14 protein-coding genes and 1 pseudogene are annotated in these 18,745 nt (G+C 63.3%); 7 read left to right on the forward strand and 8 right to left on the reverse strand.

The window, feature by feature from the left end:
- Positions 1-33 precede the first annotated feature (33 nt).
- From ACF8R4_RS13075 to ACF8R4_RS13085, 3 genes are all read right to left on the reverse strand, one after another.
- On the reverse strand, positions 34-1,086 hold the full coding sequence (locus ACF8R4_RS13075) for a DUF1615 domain-containing protein (RefSeq protein WP_392492645.1): 1,053 nt from the start codon (positions 1,084-1,086) through the stop codon (positions 34-36).
- A gap of 134 nt (positions 1,087-1,220) precedes the next feature.
- On the reverse strand, positions 1,221-1,940 hold the full coding sequence (locus tag ACF8R4_RS13080) for a thioesterase II family protein (RefSeq protein WP_060501570.1): 720 nt from the start codon (positions 1,938-1,940) through the stop codon (positions 1,221-1,223).
- Positions 1,937-2,158 (reverse strand): MbtH family protein, encoded by a 222-nt coding sequence (locus ACF8R4_RS13085; RefSeq protein ID WP_060501572.1) that lies wholly within the window; start codon positions 2,156-2,158, stop codon positions 1,937-1,939. Before ACF8R4_RS13085 ends, ACF8R4_RS13080 begins: the two co-directional genes overlap by 4 nt.
- 237 nt (positions 2,159-2,395) lie before the next feature.
- Between ACF8R4_RS13085 and ACF8R4_RS13090 the strand changes: the two genes are divergently transcribed.
- Complete coding sequence (locus ACF8R4_RS13090) at positions 2,396-5,167, forward strand: amino acid adenylation domain-containing protein (RefSeq protein WP_164524390.1); 2,772 nt, start codon at positions 2,396-2,398, stop codon at positions 5,165-5,167.
- A 47-nt stretch (positions 5,168-5,214) separates the two neighbouring features.
- Here the strand turns inward: ACF8R4_RS13090 and ACF8R4_RS13095 are convergent, their stop codons facing one another.
- From ACF8R4_RS13095 to ACF8R4_RS13110, 4 genes are all read right to left on the reverse strand, one after another.
- Positions 5,215-7,065, reverse strand: coding sequence for a DUF3857 domain-containing transglutaminase family protein (locus ACF8R4_RS13095; RefSeq protein ID WP_392492647.1), 1,851 nt, complete (start codon positions 7,063-7,065; stop codon positions 5,215-5,217).
- Between the two features lie 79 nt (positions 7,066-7,144).
- The gene (locus tag ACF8R4_RS13100; protein WP_060501577.1) at positions 7,145-7,630 is read right to left on the reverse strand and encodes an isochorismatase family protein; all 486 of its coding nucleotides are present in this window, start codon (positions 7,628-7,630) and stop codon (positions 7,145-7,147) included.
- Positions 7,631-7,690: 60 nt separating this feature from the next.
- Complete coding sequence (locus ACF8R4_RS13105) at positions 7,691-8,923, reverse strand: type II toxin-antitoxin system HipA family toxin (protein ID WP_164524388.1); 1,233 nt, start codon at positions 8,921-8,923, stop codon at positions 7,691-7,693.
- Complete coding sequence (locus tag ACF8R4_RS13110) at positions 8,907-9,161, reverse strand: helix-turn-helix transcriptional regulator (RefSeq protein ID WP_104835098.1); 255 nt, start codon at positions 9,159-9,161, stop codon at positions 8,907-8,909. Before ACF8R4_RS13110 ends, ACF8R4_RS13105 begins: the two co-directional genes overlap by 17 nt.
- An 83-nt stretch (positions 9,162-9,244) precedes the next feature.
- On the opposite strand from ACF8R4_RS13110, the pseudogene ACF8R4_RS13115 reads away from it, so the two are divergent.
- Positions 9,245-9,478 (forward strand): annotated as a pseudogene (locus ACF8R4_RS13115) (fumarate hydratase); the annotation flags it as partial.
- A gap of 141 nt (positions 9,479-9,619) precedes the next feature.
- On the opposite strand, the gene ACF8R4_RS13120 reads toward ACF8R4_RS13115, so the two are convergent.
- Positions 9,620-10,678 (reverse strand): sigma-54-dependent Fis family transcriptional regulator, encoded by a 1,059-nt coding sequence (locus tag ACF8R4_RS13120; protein ID WP_060501580.1) that lies wholly within the window; start codon positions 10,676-10,678, stop codon positions 9,620-9,622.
- 294 nt (positions 10,679-10,972) lie between these two features.
- Between ACF8R4_RS13120 and ACF8R4_RS13125 the strand changes: the two genes are divergently transcribed.
- From ACF8R4_RS13125 to ACF8R4_RS13145, 5 genes are all read left to right on the forward strand, one after another.
- Positions 10,973-12,046 carry an ABC transporter substrate-binding protein gene (locus ACF8R4_RS13125; RefSeq protein WP_392492650.1) on the forward strand — a complete coding sequence of 358 codons (1,074 nt, stop codon included), beginning with the start codon at positions 10,973-10,975 and terminating at the stop codon, positions 12,044-12,046.
- Positions 12,047-12,057: 11 nt separating this feature from the next.
- Positions 12,058-13,281 (forward strand): lipase family protein, encoded by a 1,224-nt coding sequence (locus ACF8R4_RS13130; RefSeq protein WP_060501584.1) that lies wholly within the window; start codon positions 12,058-12,060, stop codon positions 13,279-13,281.
- A 12-nt stretch (positions 13,282-13,293) separates the two neighbouring features.
- Positions 13,294-14,493, forward strand: coding sequence for an LLM class flavin-dependent oxidoreductase (locus tag ACF8R4_RS13135; protein WP_060501586.1), 1,200 nt, complete (start codon positions 13,294-13,296; stop codon positions 14,491-14,493).
- Positions 14,494-14,497: 4 nt separating this feature from the next.
- Positions 14,498-16,051: an ABC transporter substrate-binding protein gene (locus ACF8R4_RS13140; protein ID WP_060501588.1), complete on the forward strand. Its 1,554-nt coding sequence runs from the start codon at positions 14,498-14,500 to the stop codon at positions 16,049-16,051.
- Between the two features lie 106 nt (positions 16,052-16,157).
- The gene (locus ACF8R4_RS13145) at positions 16,158-18,734 is read left to right on the forward strand and encodes a TonB-dependent receptor (protein WP_392492652.1); all 2,577 of its coding nucleotides are present in this window, start codon (positions 16,158-16,160) and stop codon (positions 18,732-18,734) included.
- The last annotated feature ends 11 nt before the right edge of the window (positions 18,735-18,745 follow it).

Raw genomic sequence — 18,745 nt, forward strand, 5'->3', positions numbered from 1 at the left:
GCCCGCGAAGAGGCCGGTACAGGCAACACAATGCTACCGTTTCATGCACCGCTGGTAGCGCTCATCCACTCGCCCGGCAAACCACGCCGTGGTAAGCTTGCGGGTGATCTTCGGGCTCTTCAGCTCGATCCCAGGCAACACCGCCCGTGGCACCGGCTTGCCAGCCTTGGCATCTGCCAAGGCAAATGCCCCGCTGTACAGCTTGCTGTCCTCGAACGCCAAACGGTCGCCCTCTTCCAGCTGGCTGCGAATCTGCGGATTACGCAGCCCCAGCTTCACCCCCAGCTTGCGCGCAGCCAGTTCAGTGCTCCCCGGCATGATCGCCCCCGGCGCAATAAGGTCGCCATCCAAAGCCAGCGTCACGCCAGTCGCCTTGCTCAGTGCCGCCTGGAAGGCCGCGTTACGGCTGGCGTACCAACCGGCGTTGAAGTCGGCAAAACGGTAAAGCTGGCGCTCGTAGTTGACCGGGTAGCCCAACAGGTGGGCAATACCGAAGTACATGCCGCCACGCCGGCTGAATACCTCCTGGCGAATACTGCCATCGTGGCTGTAGGGGTAGCCCTGCGCGTGCTTTTCGGCAAAATCGATGCTGACCTGCATCGGACCACCGGTATGCACCGGGTTGAGCCCGCCCAGTAACGTCTTGCCCAACGGCACACGGGCTATCACCTCGTCGTACAGCTCGCTCAACTGCTTCTCGCTGCGCACCGCCTGCAAGCGCTGCTGGTAGCTTTGGCCGTTGCCCGAGGGTGTCTTCAGCGCACCGTCGACCAACAATTTGGGGATATGCAGGCGCGCGGCACGGCGGTCGATTTCCTCGCGCGCGATCCGCCCCAGGTTGGGTACCTGCGGGTCGGCGCTGAAAGTGGATTCCTGTTCAGTCACGGCCAGCACCGCGCACAGGTTGCTTTTGCTTGGGGTAATGCGCTGGGTTTCGAACGCCACCTGAATGTCCCTGGCCCAGCCCTCGCGGTCCTTGGTCTGGGCCGGCAGTAGCCGCAACAGTTGCGCACGGACCTTGGCCGGGTCCGCCTCGGGCGCTTCCTCACGGTGCCCGACGCAGCCTTGCAGCAGAGCCAGGGCCATCAACCCGGCACCCAGTAACCGGCCGTTCAGGGCTGTTCACCGACCAGCAGTGCGGCCTTGTGTGGATCGATCAGCATTGTCTGCCCCTTGCCTGGAAAAAGGCCTAGCCTCCCCCAGGCAAGCGGCAACGTCAATCAGGCAGACAGCCGAAGCGGCTGCAGTGCTGCGGTCAACGCGTCGAGCACGGGGTCTTCGTGCTCATGGATGAAGAAGTGGCCACCCGGGAACATCTGCAGCGAGAAGTCACCCTGGGTTTCCTTGCGCCAGGCCTGCAACTGCTCTTCGCTGGCCCGGTCGTCCGCGCCGCCCAGCACGTGCAGCGGGCACTGCAGGGCCGGCCGCTGACGGTAGGCGTAAGTACCACAAAGCAGAAAATCCGCGCGCAAGATCGGCAAGGTCAGGCTCATCAGCTCGGCGTTGGCCAGCACTTCCTCGGGCGTACCCTGAAGCTCGCGTAACTCGCTCATCAGCTCGGCGTCGCTCTTGGGCTCGCGCCAGTCCTTGCCATCGTAATCCTCGCGCCGGGTCGGCGCTGCGGTACCGCAGGCAAACAATGCCAGTGGCGACGGACAGCCCAGCGCTTGCAGTTCATGAGCCAGCTCGAAGGCCAGCAACGCCCCCAGGCTATGGCCAAGCAACGCATAGGGCCCATTGGCCGCCAGGCGCTGCTCGGCGGCCAGTTGCCGGGCCAGCGCCTGCATGTCGGTGTGCAACGGCTCGGCCAGGCGTGCGCCACGCCCGGGCAGCTCCACCGGGCGCACCTGCAGCCACGCCGGCAGCTTGCGCCGCCAGCGGCTGTAAACCATGGCGCTGGCCCCGGAATACGGCAGGCACAGCAGGTTCAGTGCGGTCACTGGGCGGCGGCTTCGGCCATTTTCTTGCGCAGGCTCAGTGGCCGCATGTCGGTCCAGACCTCATCGATGTAGGCCAGGCATTCCTTCTTCAGGCCGCTCTTGCCCACGGCACGCCAGCCGTTGGGGATGGCCTTGTAGTCGGGCCAGATCGAGTATTGCTCTTCGTGGTTGACCACTACCTGAAACTGGATATCGTCGCGGTCGAAAACGGAAGTCATTGTCTGTCTCCTTGAATGATGGATGCCGCTGTGCACGTGGTGCAGGGGGGCTTTCAAGTAGACGTAGGGCGCTGCGGGAAAATTAGTGCGTTCAATGCAGAGAAATGATCGCGCAACCTTTCAGGTTTTGTGCAGGACACGCGCCCGGCTATCGCGCGACATTGGCGCCATCAGCCACCCTGCACTAGCGTTGTGCTACCAGCCAGCCCCAACGTTCATGTGGAGCCCTTACCCATCATGCCGGACCTGCGCCCGAACCCGACGCTGTGCCTGGAGTACCGTGCCGAGCAGCCTATTCACCACGCGTTCCTCGAGCAGGCCGGTCGCTGCCCGGATGCCACCGCCATCATCGCCCAGTACACCACCTGCAGCTATGCACAACTCGCGCAGATCAGCCAGGGCGTTGCCGCCTATCTGGTAGAAAACGCTGCCAGCGGCACCGATCGTGTGGTCATCGTCGCCAGCCGCAGCGCCGCCCTGGTATACGCCATGCTCGGCTGCCTGCGGGCTGGCCTGGCCTTTACCGTGGCCGACGCCGCCTACCCGCCTGCGCGTGTTGCACAGATCGTCCGCACATTGGGGCCGGCCGTGGTCCTGCGCTGTGGCGAGGCAACCGTCGATAGCGACGGCTCTCTTGTCGTTACGGTGCCGCAAGCCCCCGCAGACGCACTGCAAGCCTTCCCCAACCTGCCTGTGGCGCTGCCCGTCGTAAACCCCGAACACCCCGCCTACATCACCTTCACCTCGGGCAGCACCGGCGAGCCCAAGGGCATCGTCACCCATCACGCGCCGCTGGTGCACTTCATCGACTGGCATGTACGCCAGCATGGCTTCACCCAGGCCGACACCTTCTCCCTGCTTTCCGGCCTGGGCCACGACCCGGTGTACCGCGACGTGTTCACGCCTCTGTCGATTGGCGCGACCATCGCCTGCCCTGCCCAGTCAACCCTGACCGACCCGTCCCGGCTGGCCAACTGGATTCACCAGCACAACGTGAGCGTGATCCACCTCACCCCGCCACTGGGCAAGCTGATCGAAACCGGCGCACACCTGAATGGCCAGGTACTCGACCGGCTACGCTTCCTGTTCTGGGGCGGCGATGCGCTCAGCCCGGCGCTGTACCAACAGATCCGCGCCATTGCGCCCAACGCCGTCAACGTGAACTTCTACGGCACCACCGAAACCCCCCAAGCAATGGCCTTCCATACGCTTGATCCGCACGCCGACAATGCGCGTGTCCCGTTGGGCAAGGGCATCGCCAATGCACAGTTGCTGGTGGTCAACCCGGCCAACCAGTTGGTCAGCGAAGGGGAAACGGGCGAAATCCTGATCCGCAGCCCGTACCTGTCCCAGGGCTACTGGGGCGACCCGGCACTGACCGAGGCCAAGTTCGTCACCAACCCGTTCACCGGCGACCCAAGCGACCGCTGCTACCGCACGGGTGACCTGGGCACCTACCTGGCCGATGGCAGCGCCCGTTTTCTGGGACGCGGCGACAGCCAGGTGAAAATCCGCGGCCATCGCATCGAGCTGGCGGAAATCGAAAACGCCATCACCCGCCACCCACACATCGGGCAATGCGTGGTCGTGGCCAATCACGACAGCGCCTCGATCCGTCTGGTTGCCTATTGCGTCAGCCGCAAGCCCACCACCGCCGATGAACTGCGCCAGGCGCTCAGCGGCCAACTGCCGGACTACATGGTGCCGGCGCTTTTCGTGTTCCTCGATGCCCTGCCGCTCACCCCAAACGGCAAGCTCGACAAACGCGCCCTGCCTGCGCCCTTTGACGACACGGCCAACGTGCTCCTGTCCCCACTGGCGGAAAAGCTGAGCACCGCCTGGGCGCGCATCCTCCAGGTGCCACGCCTGGACGCCAGGTTGAGTTTCGTCGAGCTGGGCGGCGACTCGCTGTCGTTCGTGCAGGCCTCACGTGTGCTGGAGGAGCTGATCGGTCACCTCCCGGAACGTTGGGAAACCCTGCCGGTGTGCCAGCTGGCCGAGCTGAGTGCACCGCCCAAGGGCCCTTGGCGGGTGATGGAAATGCCGGTGTTCGTGCGCATGCTCGCCATCATCCTGATCGTGGTCGGCCACCTGAGCGTGCTCGACCACTGGCTGATCGTGGGCGAAACGTCGGTGCTGTTCCTGGTTTCCGGCATCAGCCTGGCGCGGTTCCAGCTCAAGGCCATTGAGGAACGTGGCGATGCGCGCACACTGCTCAGGTCGCTGGCAGCCATCGTGGTGCCAACGGTGCTGTACACCGCGCTGATCCAGCTGGTGTTCGACCATCTGCATTGGCAATCGCTGCTGCTGGTTTCCAACTGGTTCCCGGCCAGCGAGGTCAGTGTGTTCAATTACTGGTACATCGAAGTGCTGGTACAGATGATCCTGATCATCGGCCTGGTGTTGTCGATCCGGCGTGTACGCCAGGTGGTCCTTGCCGACCCGTTCCGCTACCTGATCATTGCGACCTGTGCGCTGGTGGCAGTGGATGTGCTGGTCAGCCGCTTCGTGTTCGACGCCGGTGCGCTGTTCAACCGGGTACCCCAGCACTTCCTGGCCGTCATGGTGTTGGGCATGGCGGTGCACCATGCCGACACTACCGCGCGTAAATGGGTGGCCAGCGCGGTGGCGGTGCTGGTGGTCGGCGAGCTGGACCTGATGGCAATTGCTGGCGTGGGCTGGCAGGCGTTCTCGCGCTATATCGACATTGCCCTACCGGCGATGCTGACCCTGATCTGGGTGCGCTCGGTGCCAGTGCCTGCCCTAGTGGCGCGGGCAGGGGCGTTGATTGCCTCGTCAACCTTGTATATCTACCTGACGCATTTCCAGTTCCAGTCGCTGGCAGACCGTATTTTCAATCATCCTCTGTTCGAGGTAACCCTGGCACTGGCCGGCGGAGTGCTTGTGGCGTACTGCTGGAATACCCTGTTGCGCCTTCTACTCACCCGCAGGAACAAGCAGGACCCGGCCCGCAGAGCAGATGCGGCCGAGCGCGCCACCTCCGCTTGAGCTGACGCACCCGGGGGCTGCTGCGCAGCCCCAGTTGCTCAAACGGTTTACCCCGCCTGCACGATGATCTGGCTCTGCAGGTCGCGGACCATCGCCTCCAGCGCCGGTTTCATGGCCATGAAATCCTCAGGCGTACATACCAGGTCCGGCCGGCTGAACCTGAAACGCCGCTCCACCACCACCGCATTGCCCTCCTGGGTGTAGCGAGCGCTGTAGTCGACGTTGCCCTCCTGCAACTTCACAGGTTTGGGAATCGCCAGTACATTGACCTGGGCCGGGAACTCGAAGCGCGAAGTTTCCACCACGTCGTTGGAAATGCACACGAAGCGCTGGCTGCGTTCCTTCTCCAGCGTGAAGCTGTACACGCTCTGCGAAATACCGCCCGCCAGGCTGGTCAGGGTCGCCACGCCCACTGGCCCTGGCAGGTTGACCAGGTTTTCCGTGTGCCCGTCCACGGTGCTGACAAAGTCGCCGTTGGCAGCAGGCGGTGCAACCTTGAACGAACCACTGCCACGCTGGCCATAAGCAGCCAGTACTCTTTGCACCAGCATGTCGCGGTCTGCCGGCTTCATCAGTTTCACGCCAAAGCGGCTCATCTCGCTGGCCCATCCCTTTACCGTCGACACGTGGGTGAAGTCGGCGGCGCCATCAGCCTTTACCTTGAACAACAAGTCACTGGAAACCTGGTTCAGCTGCATGGCCGGGGTTTTGCCAAACTCGCCGGTGGCCGTCAGCAGCACACGCTTGTTCAGCACGGTCAGCGGCAGGTAACCCGCTGCTATCGACGGGTCGGTCGAGTCGAGGTACAGGTCCAGGCTCGGCACATAGGTGATCACATGGTTCAGTACACCCAAGGTCGGCACTTTGGGAAACACGTAGGCATTTCCCTGGTTCACCAGCGCAGGTGTGCTCTTGAGACCCGCCGCGCTCAACAGCGCTTCCAGTAACGCGACATGGTCCTTGCAGTCACCGTAGCGGTTGTCCAGCACGGTTTGCGCGGCATGCGGCACTACCCCGCCAGCACCGACATACACCGCCACATAGCGGATGTTCTCGCGCACCCAGTCACTGAGGACAAGCGCCTTTTCCCGCGCAGTGGGCAACCCCGCTGTCAGGCGCTTCGCCAGATCGTTGATCGGTGGGGTGACCTCGACCGTAGCCCTGGCCTGATACGCCTGGGCGAAATCCTTGAAGCCGGAGAAGGTCGACACCGCCAGGTAGTAGCCGTAGTCCAGGTACGACACCGCCCCGGTCTCGATCCGCGCCCGCGCAGCCGGCACATAGTCCCAGCGATGAACCGTGCGCCCTTGCCCGGTGGCAGGTGACGATGCCTCGAAACCGCGGGCATCGGTCTGCAGCGGCATATCCTGCGGCAAGTCATAGGTCAGCGAAAACTGCCCGACCGGGTGAAACGGCGGCGCAGTAATGTCTTCGAAGTGCCCTGGGAACAGCGGTGTCGTGCGGTTACGTTGATAACGCAGCACCAGCCGGTCGCCCACCGCCACCTCGGGGAAGATGACCACCTTGTTGACCGAGTCCTGGAACATCGGCGCCTGCGCAGAGGCGCGCTCCTGCTGCTCCTTGATGTGCGCGGCATCCACCTGCACCTTGCGGCCGTCGGGCTTTTGCGTGTACGCCTCCAGCACCTCCAGCGTTTCTAACGAACGGTTGTAGCTTAACGGCTGTTCGGCATTGGCCTTGATGGCGCGCTCTTCGTTGATCAGCATGACGCTGTCTACGTCCACACGGTAGCTACCGTCCTTCTGCACCACGAATGTCTGCGCGGTCTTTTCCAGGGTGACAGAACGGTCAATGCCATCGGTAAAGGCATGGGCAAGGCTGCCCCAGAGCATTGCAACAGGCAGCAGGACAGCTGCCAGGTAAGGCTTTTTCAGCATGGAGATCCTTCTCGATCAACGGGCAACAATCGACAATGATACTCATTGGCGCCCATTGGTGGCAAAGTGATTCCATTCGTCAGGCCTGTCCGGCCAGTTCGGCCAGTACTTCTACCGAGGTGGTGACTTGGCGGAAGTGATGCTGCCACAACGCGATGCCCAGCTTGCCCGAACGGTCCAGCGAAGAGCCTACGGTCATGTCCGTCACCAGGGTAGGCGTCAGCCCCGCATCGAACAGGGCAAAGCCAGCGGCCAGCACGCAGGTTTCGGTCTGCAGCCCGCACACCAGCACCCGCTCTACACCCAGCTGCCGAATGTACGCGATAGCTTCGGCGCTCTGCCCGTAGCCATGCTTGATAAAGACCTGGTCGGCCTCGACCAGGCTCTCGTCCTCAGCCGCCGGGTGCCAGCCGAGTTGCCGCTCGAACGGTGTGACCTGTTCGTCATGCAGCTCGACCGAGGCAATGGTAGGGATATTCGCTGACAACCGCCGCAAACCATCGACCAGCCACTCGGGCGGGCTGAAGGTGGACTGGACATCGACGATGAGCAAAACCTGGCGCATAGCGTACTCCGGCCATTGGCAAAATGGCGCGGAGTATAACGCGTGGCCAAATCGGAAACCCTAGGCCCCAATACTTCTGTTCATGCCCTGGGCCCACGCTGCGGCCATCTTCTCCCCTATGCACTCAAATGCCGGATGGCTGTTGCGATAATCTGATAGCTCCGCCATCGCACGGTTGATGCCGACTTCGACTCTGTTGAGCAACTCATCGCAGCGCAATTGCGTAAGGTTGCAGGCGGTGCGCCCGAACTGCACCAGCATCTTGCGTTCGGGCCAGGCCTTGGAGCCGCCCAGCAACAGCCCCATGATGTCATGGCTGTTGTACACCGTCGTGGTCACCAGATCGTAAGCGGGTGCAAGCCGGATGTCGGCATCTTGCGCACAGTTCTCGTACAGCAGGCCGAAGTTCTTCAAGTGAGCATCGCCGTTCTGGATGCCCGCACAAAGCGCTACCAGCGTGAAGAAGCTTTCCAGCGCGTCCGGTACCCGGCCGGGGGTGACATAAAGCTTGATCAGTTGCGCGCAGCCTTGGTAACTGCCGTCGTACTTCTTGCGCGTCCCCCACCCGGACAGCACACACATGTCTTCAAACCCGAGGTAGCCGTCGCAGCCGATATCGAAGCGCTTCACAACCAGAAATTGCCCATGCTGGCTCAGTTGAAATTCTGGTACTTCAAGGCCACAGTGCAAGGCCGCCCGCATGCAGAAAAACTCGTTGGCGGCCAACTGGGGAAACTCCGCTTCATTGAACGCTTTTACTAAGTGCGTAGCACCGCGATGCGTGAACCGGCCACCTTCGGCGCCAGGTTCGTCGATATCGCGCACCAGCACCTTGGGCTGAACACCCGATACCCCAGAGTAGATCGCGTAGGTACTCATGAGGTCATTGAACAGCTCTTTGGCACCGTCGTGTATAAGCAGATTGGCGAGGTTGATGCCAGGTAACGGCTGGTCGCTGGCTTGTTGGGCAGTACTGATGCGGCCAAGCTGGTGCGGACCGACAATCCCCAGCAGGGCAAAATCGTCAAAACCCCGCACCGACTTGCTGAAACGGCGCATCAATTCCTCTTTGAGGTGCCCTTCCGGGATATGCATTTCGAACAGTGGGTGTATGCCGTACTCCCACGTGTAGCTTTCAAGGCGCACCGGCATCGTCAGGGAAACAGCCTGTTCCTCAGTGACCGCCGCGTTGTAAACAAAGACCGAATCACGCAGGTTATCCTCGCTGCGGCCAAATGTTCCGACAGCCTCACCGCTGGCGCCAATGTACAAACGATCACGCTGGCTGGTCATGGATACCCCCGGCCTTCAACTCGTCAAGGGTCTTGCGCCGACGCCTGGGCGTTGCCGTCAACTCGTACCCCAGGCCCTCAAGGATTGCGGCGACCTTGCGGATCCCGACTTCGGGAATCGTGTTGTTCTCGATGCCCGAGATGGTCGCCCGGCTCATACCATGCCGCTGCGCAAGTTGTGCCTGTGACAGGCCAGCCTCCTTACGCAGTTTTTTTATCAGATTGCCTAGTTCATTCATTCTTTAGTGCATCGAATACAGTGCAAAAATAGAAAAACCTTAAAAATGCATCGTATTCAATTCATTGTGCGTTGTTTACGGCACTACATGCCGGCGCACGCTTCCCGCTGCTGGGTGAGATGGAAGGCATCCTCGAAAACGCCACCAAGGAAGCCACCATTCAGGGGCCGTTGCGCCACAACGCAGTGGGAACCTTCATCGAGAAGAACACCGGCACCAACACCGGTTCGAAAATCCCGTGGCTGGACTGGGAGATCATCCCTGATGCCGATCACTGCATTGTCGATGTGTACATGGCCGGTGGTGGCAGGACCTTGGCATGCCGGAGCCCCTCTGAGTGAACCGTGTGCGTGAGTTCGGGGCGGTGATCGACAAGATCAACAGCCAGGTGCGGTTCATCACGTAACCGAGATCTGTGCGGCCATTCGCTCCCACAACATTTCCATGAGGTCAGCACTCTATGCTTTTGTCAGTTCGCCTATCTTCTCCAGCCGCGCCCGCACGATATTGCGGCTGATGTTCAGCAACCGCCCCGTCTGCAACTGATTACCGTGGCAATAGCGGTACGCCGCCCTGAACACTGTCTCCTCGATATGCTCATACAGGTTTGGCACATTCTGCTCGAACAGCGCCAGCAATGCGCTTTCCAGGTCGGGCGGGGCCGCACTCGCTGCCGGCAAGTAGGCCTGTGGCACGGGCGCCGCTACCTGTGGCCGCATATCGACCAGGTGCAAGTCCGCTGGCGCCACCACCTGATACCGGCACACCAGCAACGCATGGTGAATGGCGTTCTCCAGCTCGCGAATGTTGCCCGGCCAGCTATGCGCCAGCAGTTTGCGTTCGGCATCCGGGCTGAGCGAAGCGCGCTCGTACCCCAAACGCCGGCAATGCTCTTCGATGAAAAATTCCGCCAACGGCAGGATGTCCCCCGGCCGCTCGCGCAGCGGCGGCAGCCGGATGGTCGCGACGTGCAGGCGGTAGAACAGGTCCTCGCGGAAATGCCCCGCCACCACCGCATCGGCCAGGTTGACGTTGGTTGCCGCCACCAGCCGCACGTTGATCGGGATCGGCGTGCGTGAGCCCAGGCGCACCACTTCACGCTCCTGCAGCACCCGCAGCAACTTCACCTGCATGTTCAGCGGCAGGTCACCGATTTCGTCGAGAAACAGCGTGCCGCCATTGGCCGCCTCGAACCAGCCGGCCTTGTTGCTGGTGGCACCGGTAAACGCGCCTTTCTCGTGGCCGAACAGCTCGCTCTCCACCAGGGTTTCGGCAAAAGCACCGCAGTTCACCGCCACGAATGGCTCACGCCCACGGCGGCTGAGGTGATGGATGTGGCGGGCGACCAGCTCCTTGCCGGTGCCGGTTTCGCCGATGATCAGGGTATTGGCCTCGCTGGGCGCCAGGCGCTCGATACGGCTGAGCAGTTCCTGGGAGCGCGGATCCTTGAACACAAGCACGGTGGCACGTACCGACTTCGTCAGCTCGCGGGCATTGGGGTGGGTGATCAGCGACATGGGGGCATTCCTGGCAGTTGACGCGCCAGCCAATAGTGCATGAAACAAATTAGATCAAAAAATTATTAATTAGTATTTATATATTCGAATTGGAAATATTCAATATTTCAACAGTCAACTGCTGCTACAGCAGCAACCCGCCAGCACTCCCCTGCACGCCGTTCAGCAAGCCAACCCCTGCCCGTTTCAGCAACGCCTGATCCAAAGCCCCGTCAACCTTGGCCTGCAGGCCATTTTCAAATGGCTGGCATGCATTTCGCTCCAGGCCTGTCAAACCTTTGCCTGGAGCCGCACATGAACAACCCCTGGCGTCATGCCCTTACCCTGCTGCTTGGCCTGTTCACCAGCCTGGCTGCACTGGCGGCGGAGAAACCGGCGGCAGTGCGCATTGCCATTGTCGCCTTCACCCAAGGTGGTGCGCCGGTGTTCGGCGGTATCCCCGGGCGGGTGATCGAGGAAGGCTGGCTGGAACAGCAACTGGCCGCTCGCGGCGTGAAACTGCAATGGACCGCCCTGCCCCATGCCGGCGCCGGGCCGCAGATCAACGAAGGCTTCAGCAACGACAGCCTGGACTTCGCCGTGCGCGGCGACCTGCCCTCGGTGATCGCCGGGGCCGGCCAGGTGCCGGGCAAACTGGTAGTGCCCGGTGGCAGCGGCAACAACATCTACCTGGTGGTGCCAAGCACTTCCACGGTCCGCAGCATCCAGGACCTCAAGGGCAAACGCCTGGCCCTGCACCGTGGCCGGCCTTGGGAGTTCGCCTTCAGCAACTTCCTGCAAAGCCAAGGCCTGCAACTGAGCGACTTCAAGATCGCCAACCTCAACCCGCAGGTCGGTGCCGCTGCGGTGTCCGCCGGCAAAGTGGACGCCGCCGTGCTGCTCAACGAAGCCTATGCCCTGGAAGACAAAGGCGTGGCACGCATCCTCTGGTCGACCAAGCAAGGCGCCAACGACTGGCGGCTGGTGTCGGACCTGTGGGGCACCGACCGCTTCGTTCAAGAGCACGCCGACCTGACGCAACTGGTGGCCACCGCCTGGGTGCGTGCGGCCTGGTGGATCTCCCAGGAGCAGAACCGCGACGCGTACTACGCGCTGTCATCGCGTGCGGGCGTCAGCGAAAGCGTATTGCGCCGTGACGACCAGGACGACCCGGTGGCGTGGAAAGCGCGCTGGGCACCGAAAAGCGACGCCCAGCTCAAGGCCCACTACGACGCGCTGGGCCAGTATGCCCTGGCCAATCGCCTGATCCGCGCGCCCTACGACATCACCCACGACCTGGCCACGGGCTTCACCCGCCAGGCCCTGATCGACCTGCAACTGACCCACTACTGGCCGTCATCAGACGCTCAACTTAGCCAACAACCTTGAGACCCTGACTCATGAATCTGCCTGCATCGCTCATCTTCGGCCTCAGCGCCCTGGCCTTGTCCATCGGCGCCATGGCAGCCGAAACCTACGCACCCAAGCCCGACCCGCAACAGGGCGATGGCCGCGTGTCAGCCTTCTACACCTGGACCAAGGCCATCCCCGCCACGCCCGGCAAACTGTTGCGCAGCGAGCCGCTGGAACAGGCCTTGAGCCTGCCCAACGCGGCCAGCGCCCAACGCATCCTCTACACCTCGCTGGACGGCATCGACGGCAAGACCCCAGTGGTGGTGTCCGGCGCGCTGTTCATCCCCAAAGGCAAGGCGCCAGCAGGTGGCTGGCCGGTCGCCAGCTGGGGCCATGGCACAGTCGGCGTGGCCGATATCTGCGCGCCGTCCTGGGCCGGGCGCAGCTACCGCGACGTGCAATACCTCAACCGCTGGCTCGAAGAAGGCTACGCCATCGTGGCCACCGACTACCAGGGCCTGGGCGTACCCGGTGGCCATCCGCTGCTGAACAACCGCATGGCCGCCTACGGCATTCTCGATGCAGCCAAGGCCGTTGTGGCCGGCGTACCGGGGCTGGCCGACAAAGTGCTGATCATCGGCCAGTCCCAGGGCGGTGCCGGGGCGTTTGCCGCTGGCGCTTACGCGGCCACCTATGCGCCCAAACTGGGGGTCAAGGGCAGCATCGGCACTGGCGTGATTTATACCATCGGCGCGAAAAATGTCGGTGAGCAAGACCAGGACAAAGTCGACCCGGCCTTGGCCTATGGTTTCTACACCCTGCTCGCGGCCCAGCAGTACGACCCGAGCATCGACCCACGCGACTTCTACACCGACAAAGCCCTGCCGTTGTTCGAACAGGCACGTACCAGCTGCCTGTCATCGCTGGTCAGCGACGTGGTCGGCACCGGCCTGACCCCGGCCAATGCCAAGAAAGACTACAAGGGCGACAAGCTCAAACCATGGCTGGCGCAGGTGTCGTACCCGACCCTGAAGCTGGCCCAGCCAATCTTCATCGGCACCGGCGCCGAAGACAAGACCCCCGCCGCCGCCACCCAGGTGGCGCTGATGCAGGACGCCTGCAAGGCCGGCTCCGTGGTGCAAGGCCACTTGTACAAGGGCTTGGGCCACAGCGAAACGGTGAATGCCTCGCTGAAGGACTCGATCCCCTTCGCCCGCCAGGTCATCAGCGGCCAGCCGGTCACCCCCAATTGCAGCCCAAGCGTCCAGTAAGGAGGCCACCCCATGAGTATCGAATTCTTCACCCGCCTGCCGTTGCACGGCGAAACCCAGTTCCTGCCCGGCGACCCGCGCAACCGTGGCGACTGGCATGCGGGCGGGGCTAGCACCGGGGCGGTGTCGGGGTTTGCCGTAGGTGATCACTTCACCTATATCGACTACCTCGGCCAGATCGCCCGCGCGGCGGAAATCAACGGTTTCGGCGGCGCGCTGATGGTCAATGCGCCGACCGGCGAAGAACCGTGGACGGTGTGCTCGCTACTGGCCCGGGAAACCCGCACGCTGAAGTTCGTCACCGCGTTCCAGCCCTACCATTACACCCCGTGGGTGGCCGTGCAGCAGGCCGCGACCTACCAGCGCGCCACCGGCAACCGCCTGGTGTGGAACATCATCAACGGCGGCTCGGATGCCATCCAGCGTCAGGTCGGCGACTTCGAGGGCCATGACGAACGCTACGCTCGCGCCACCGAATTCATGGACGTGGTGCGCGGCTATTGGCACAACGAGCAGTTCCACTACGAAGGCACCTATTACCGTGCCGAAGGCGGCGGCCTTCGCGGCCCACTGAAAAAGGCCGAACTGCCGCTGATCTGCACGGCCGGCTCGTCGGTGGCTGCGCGGGAATTTGCTGCCAAGCACGCCGACTTCTACCTGATGCGCGCCGAACACCCGGACGAGATCGCTGCGCTGATCGCCGACATCCGCGCCCGCGCGCTGAAGTGGGGACGCACCGATATCCGTTTTGGCCTGTCCATCGACGTCATTGCCCGCGACACTGAAGAGGCGGCGTTGGCCGAGGCCAAGCGCTTCTTCGACGAAGGCGTGGCCAACGGCACGGTCAAAGCCCGCGCGGCTCACGCTGGCCTGCGCACGGCACGCAAGCTGAGCTACGAACATGGCTACAACGACAAGGACGAGCAACAGGCCTTCGACGACTTCTTCATCCACCCCAATGTGTGGACCGGCTTCGGCTACATCGGTATACCGCCGGGCTGCGCGCTGGTAGGCAGCTACACCAACGTGGTGGCGCGCATCCACGAGTACCACGGCATCGGCATCGACCTGTTCTTCCTGGCCGGCTACCCGCACCTGGAAGAGGCCTACCGCATCGGCGAGCACATCCTGCCGCACTTCCATGCGCAGCGCGCAGCCCTTGCCCGCCCGGCAACCGAACCCGTGCAACTGCACGCCAGCACCGGAGCCTGACGCCATGGCCAGGGACGGTTACCCACTGAGCCGGCGCAGCTTCCTTGGCCACGCCGGCGTACTGGCCGGCGGTTTGCTGGCCGGCTGCGGCCCCGCCGACAGCCCGAGCCATGCCGTGGCCGACCAGCCGCGCCATGGCGGGCGGCTGCGTTTAGGCATCATCGACGGCAACCAAAGCGGCAACCTCGACGCCCACAAGCCCATCGGCAGCGGCATCGTGCGGGGCTTTGCGCTGTATAGCAAGCTGTGGGAATGGGACGAGCAGATGCAGCCGCGCCTGGCCCTGGCCGAGTTCGCCGAGCCCAACGCCGATGCCAGCAGCTGGACCCTGCGCCTCAAGCCCGGGCTGGAGTTCCACCATGGCAAGACCATCGACGCCGATGACCTGATCTTTTCCATCCGCCGCCTCACCGACCCTCAGCTGGCCTCGCCCTACGCGGCGCTGCTGCACTGGGTGGACCGCGACAACCTGGTCAAGCTTGACGAGCGCACCGTACGCCTGAGCTTTCGCGAGGGCCGCAGCTACCTGCCGCTGCCGGAGACCTGGGTCAACTTCGGCGGCATCGTGCCGGTGGACTACCACCCGGTCACCAACCCGGTCGGCGCCGGGCCTTACAAACTGAAAAGCTTCACCCCGGGCCAGCGCTCGCTGTTCACCCGCTTCGACAACTACTACAAACCCGGCAAGCCCTACGCCGATGAACTGGAGATCATCGACTTCAAGGACCAGACTGGCCGCCTGGCGGCACTGCGCGCCGGGCAGATCGACATGGCCAACGTGATGTCCACCGAGCACCTGCAGGTGCTGCAGGCCGACCCACGGTTGCGCCTGCTGAAGTCGGTGAGCGGCAACTGGCTGTCGTTCGACATGAACACCGCCAAGGCCCCGTTCGATGACCCGCGCGTGCGCGAGGCGTTCCGCCTGCTGGCCGACCGTGACGAGCTGGTGCGCCGTGCGCTGAATGGCCAGGGCCGGGTGGCCAATGACCTGTATGCACCGTTCGACCCCACCTTCGACCACAGCATTGGCCCACGCCCCTATGATCCGCAGCGTGCAGCGCAGCTGCTGCGTGAAGCCGGCCACGAGCAGTTGCAGGTGGAGCTGGTGACCACGGCCGGGCCGGGGCTGGCTTCGGCACTGGTGCTGGCCGAGCAGGCCCGGCGCATCGGCGTGACGATCAACGTGCGCCAGGTTGACCTGGCTACCTTCCAGGGCCCGCAGCGGGATGACTGGACCCTGAGCACCGGTGGCAGCATCGGCGCGCCGTTCCTGGCCAGCGCGATTCATACCGACGCGCCGTTCGCCGTGGCCAACAAGACCCACTTCAACGACCCCGAATTCAGCCAGGCTTTTCTCGCCGCCATGGCCCAACCGGACCTGGAAAAGCGCAAGGCGCTGGTGCACCGGGCGCAACGCATCCAGTACGCGCGTGGCGGCATGCTGATCTGGGGTTTTGCCGACCTGCTCGACAGCGTCAGCACCCGCGTGGGTGGCGCGCAGGCAGAGCAGTCGCTGTTCAGTACCTGGCGGTTCGAGAGTTTGTGGCTCAAAACCTGACTTTGTAGCGCCATACACCTCCCACTGAGACCGCATCAACCCATAACCGCAGGCGCGGCTGCGCCCTCGCTTTTCCCAATTCCTACTGTCGAACGAGGCCCAGCCAATGCCCCGCGTTACCTTGCTGCACCCAAAATTCCAGCCCAGTGCCCTTGCGCTGGCGATCCTGGCCACCAGCACGTCATTGGCCCACGCCGAGGACACCCAGCTGCAAACCGTCACCGTGCAGGCCGAGCAGAGCGACGACGACGCCCTGCCCACCCGCCCGCCCGCTTCGATCTATGGCGGCCTGGAAGCCAAGGTGCTCGACACCCCGCGCTCGGTCACCCAGATCAACGCCGAACAGCTGGCCAACGACCCCATCCGCAGTTCCGACGACCTGGTCAAATACGCCCCCGGCATCACCCGAGGCGGTGGCCAGAACGCCGGGATCGCACCGCAGATGCGCGGGCAGAACACCGAGGTGTTCCAGGACGGCCAGCGCGCCTACGGGGTTCGCCACCCCGCCAACTTCAACGCCTACGAAGGCGCCGACATCGTCTCCGGGCCGTCGTCGGTGACCTATGGATCGGTCAGCGGCAGTGGCGGCTACGTCAACTACCTCAGCAAGAAACCCGACTTCAACCGATTCCGCACCAAGCTCAGCGGTGAGATCGGCAGCTGGATCCCCGATGGCGAATCACGCGATGCCACCAAATTCAGCATCGACAACACCGGCCCGCTCACGGACAACCTGGCCTACCGGGTCAGCATCACCCGCCAGCGCCAGGAAGACTTCTACGACAACGTCGAGAACAACTTCGACGCCTTCTACGGCGCGTTGGCCTGGCGCAACGACAACGTGCGGGTGGACTGGAATGCCGCCTACGACGACTACTACGACTACAACATCACCCACGGCTGGAACCGCGCCACCCAGGACCTGGTCGACCACGGCAAGTACTACGCCGGCCACGCCACGCCGATCATCCAGAACGGCAACACCCTGTGGTCGCCGGTGCTGTCCTCGGGCGCAGCCGACGCCCAGGTGCTCGGCTGGGTGCAACGCCAGCGCAATGCCCAGGGCCAGTACGCAGTGGTGGACGGCAGCTTTCAGGGCGCTTCGCCCAATACCCAGGACAACCCCGGCAGCCTGCGCGGCTGGGTCTACGACCCGTCGTTGGCAGGCAATGGCCTGACCTCGTTGTCGTCACAAACTGGCCAGCGTGCACAGGATGAAAACCGCTCACGGCGCTTTACCACGCAACTGCGCGTCGAAGGTGACCTGACCCCGTCGATCACCCTGGCCAACAGCACCTTTTACCAGCACTCCACCGACACAACCGATGCCGTGGGTGCGTTTCAGGTGCAAGGCAAGGACGATATCTTCGACAACCGCTTCGAGTTCCGCGCCCGTGGCCAGTGGCAGCTGGGCGACCTGACCCTGGTCGACGACAGCAATACCGGGCTGATCTACCGCCGCGAGCGCAACGAGTCGATCGCCGCCAATAACAGCTTCGGCAGCACCATCAACGCCTATGACCTGACCCTCGACCCCACCTTGAAAAACCCAGGTGACCTGCTCGGGCTCACCGGCCGCAACCCCGCAGGCGGCAACGCTGCGTGGATCGGCCAACCCGGCGTGCCGCAGTTCTCCAGCTACTACGGCTGGCTCAACCTGCCGGCCATGTACCCGGCCGGGCATGGCCTGTATGCCGAGTCGGTGGCGCCGTACACCGCCGACAGCACCTGGACCACCAAGACCCTGTTCAGCCAGCACAACCTGCGCCTGGGCGAGCGCGTGGGCCTGAACGTGGGCGCCAGCCGCAGCTGGATCGATGCCCGTATCGAAAACCCCTTCGTGCTGCCCGGCGGCAACCCACGCAAGGACTCGGACAACTACCGGCTGTTCTCGGTGCAGGTCAGCCCCTATGTCAAACCCACGGAAAACAGCACGCTGTACTACACCTTCGACCGCTCGCTGGCGGTTAACACCGGCTTCTTCACCAACGGCCTGGGCTGGGGCAGCGGCACGGGGGCCAACCAGCTCAACCCGCTGGCCTTCGAGAGCCTGAGCGTGTTGCATGAGGTGGGTTTGAAAGTGGAGGCCGTGCCCGACCAGCTGTTCCTCACCCTCGCTGCCTACAAGCAGGCCCGCGACCAGTCGCCGGACAGCAACAACAACATCGCCCGGTTGATCGTCAAAGGCTGGGAGGCAACGCTGCGCTACCAGGACCAGCACCTGCGGGGTGGCCTTAATCTCAGCCGCATCAGCGCCTACAACGAGTTCACCAGTCAGGCCGGGTTCGCCTCGGCCGGGTTCATCCCCGACAACGGCACGGTATTCGGCGACAACAACAGCCTCAACCAGCGGCCATCCGGCAAGTTCGATGCGGTGCAGATCCCCGAATACAACGCAGGCGGCTATGTCGACTACCGCTTCGATTCAGGGTTTGGTGTGGAATTGTCGGGGTGGTGGACCAGCAGCTGGTACCTGAACCTGAGCAAGACGGTGAAAGTGCCGGACGAATACAACCTTGACCTCGCCGTTTACTACCGCCAGCCGCAATGGGGCGTGACGGTGCGCATGCTCAACGTCACCGACGAGCTGAATTTCGTCAGTGGCCTGGCCGGCTCTACCAACACCTTCCTGCAACCGATGCCGGGGCGGACCTTGTTGGCGCAGGTGGATTATCAGTTTTAGAGGTTTGTTGT

This window comes from Pseudomonas sp. FYR_2 (genome assembly GCF_043106425.1).
GTDB classification, from domain to species: domain Bacteria; phylum Pseudomonadota; class Gammaproteobacteria; order Pseudomonadales; family Pseudomonadaceae; genus Aquipseudomonas; species Aquipseudomonas monteilii.

Excerpts from the sequence above, each read along its gene's own strand:
- ACF8R4_RS13075 (WP_392492645.1), bottom strand. The coding sequence starts at position 1,086 with ATGGCCCTGGCTCTGCTGCAAGGCTGCGTCGGGCACCGTGAGGAAGCG.
- ACF8R4_RS13085 (WP_060501572.1), bottom strand. The coding sequence starts at position 2,158 with ATGACTTCCGTTTTCGACCGCGACGATATCCAGTTTCAGGTAGTGGTC.
- ACF8R4_RS13090 (WP_164524390.1), top strand. The coding sequence starts at position 2,396 with ATGCCGGACCTGCGCCCGAACCCGACGCTGTGCCTGGAGTACCGTGCC.
- ACF8R4_RS13095 (WP_392492647.1), bottom strand. The coding sequence starts at position 7,065 with ATGCTGAAAAAGCCTTACCTGGCAGCTGTCCTGCTGCCTGTTGCAATG.
- ACF8R4_RS13100 (WP_060501577.1), bottom strand. The coding sequence starts at position 7,630 with ATGCGCCAGGTTTTGCTCATCGTCGATGTCCAGTCCACCTTCAGCCCG.
- ACF8R4_RS13105 (WP_164524388.1), bottom strand. The coding sequence starts at position 8,923 with ATGACCAGCCAGCGTGATCGTTTGTACATTGGCGCCAGCGGTGAGGCT.
- ACF8R4_RS13110 (WP_104835098.1), bottom strand. The coding sequence starts at position 9,161 with ATGAATGAACTAGGCAATCTGATAAAAAAACTGCGTAAGGAGGCTGGC.
- ACF8R4_RS13120 (WP_060501580.1), bottom strand. The coding sequence starts at position 10,678 with ATGTCGCTGATCACCCACCCCAATGCCCGCGAGCTGACGAAGTCGGTA.
- ACF8R4_RS13125 (WP_392492650.1), top strand. The coding sequence starts at position 10,973 with ATGAACAACCCCTGGCGTCATGCCCTTACCCTGCTGCTTGGCCTGTTC.
- ACF8R4_RS13130 (WP_060501584.1), top strand. The coding sequence starts at position 12,058 with ATGAATCTGCCTGCATCGCTCATCTTCGGCCTCAGCGCCCTGGCCTTG.
- ACF8R4_RS13135 (WP_060501586.1), top strand. The coding sequence starts at position 13,294 with ATGAGTATCGAATTCTTCACCCGCCTGCCGTTGCACGGCGAAACCCAG.
- ACF8R4_RS13140 (WP_060501588.1), top strand. The coding sequence starts at position 14,498 with ATGGCCAGGGACGGTTACCCACTGAGCCGGCGCAGCTTCCTTGGCCAC.
- ACF8R4_RS13145 (WP_392492652.1), top strand. The coding sequence starts at position 16,158 with ATGCCCCGCGTTACCTTGCTGCACCCAAAATTCCAGCCCAGTGCCCTT.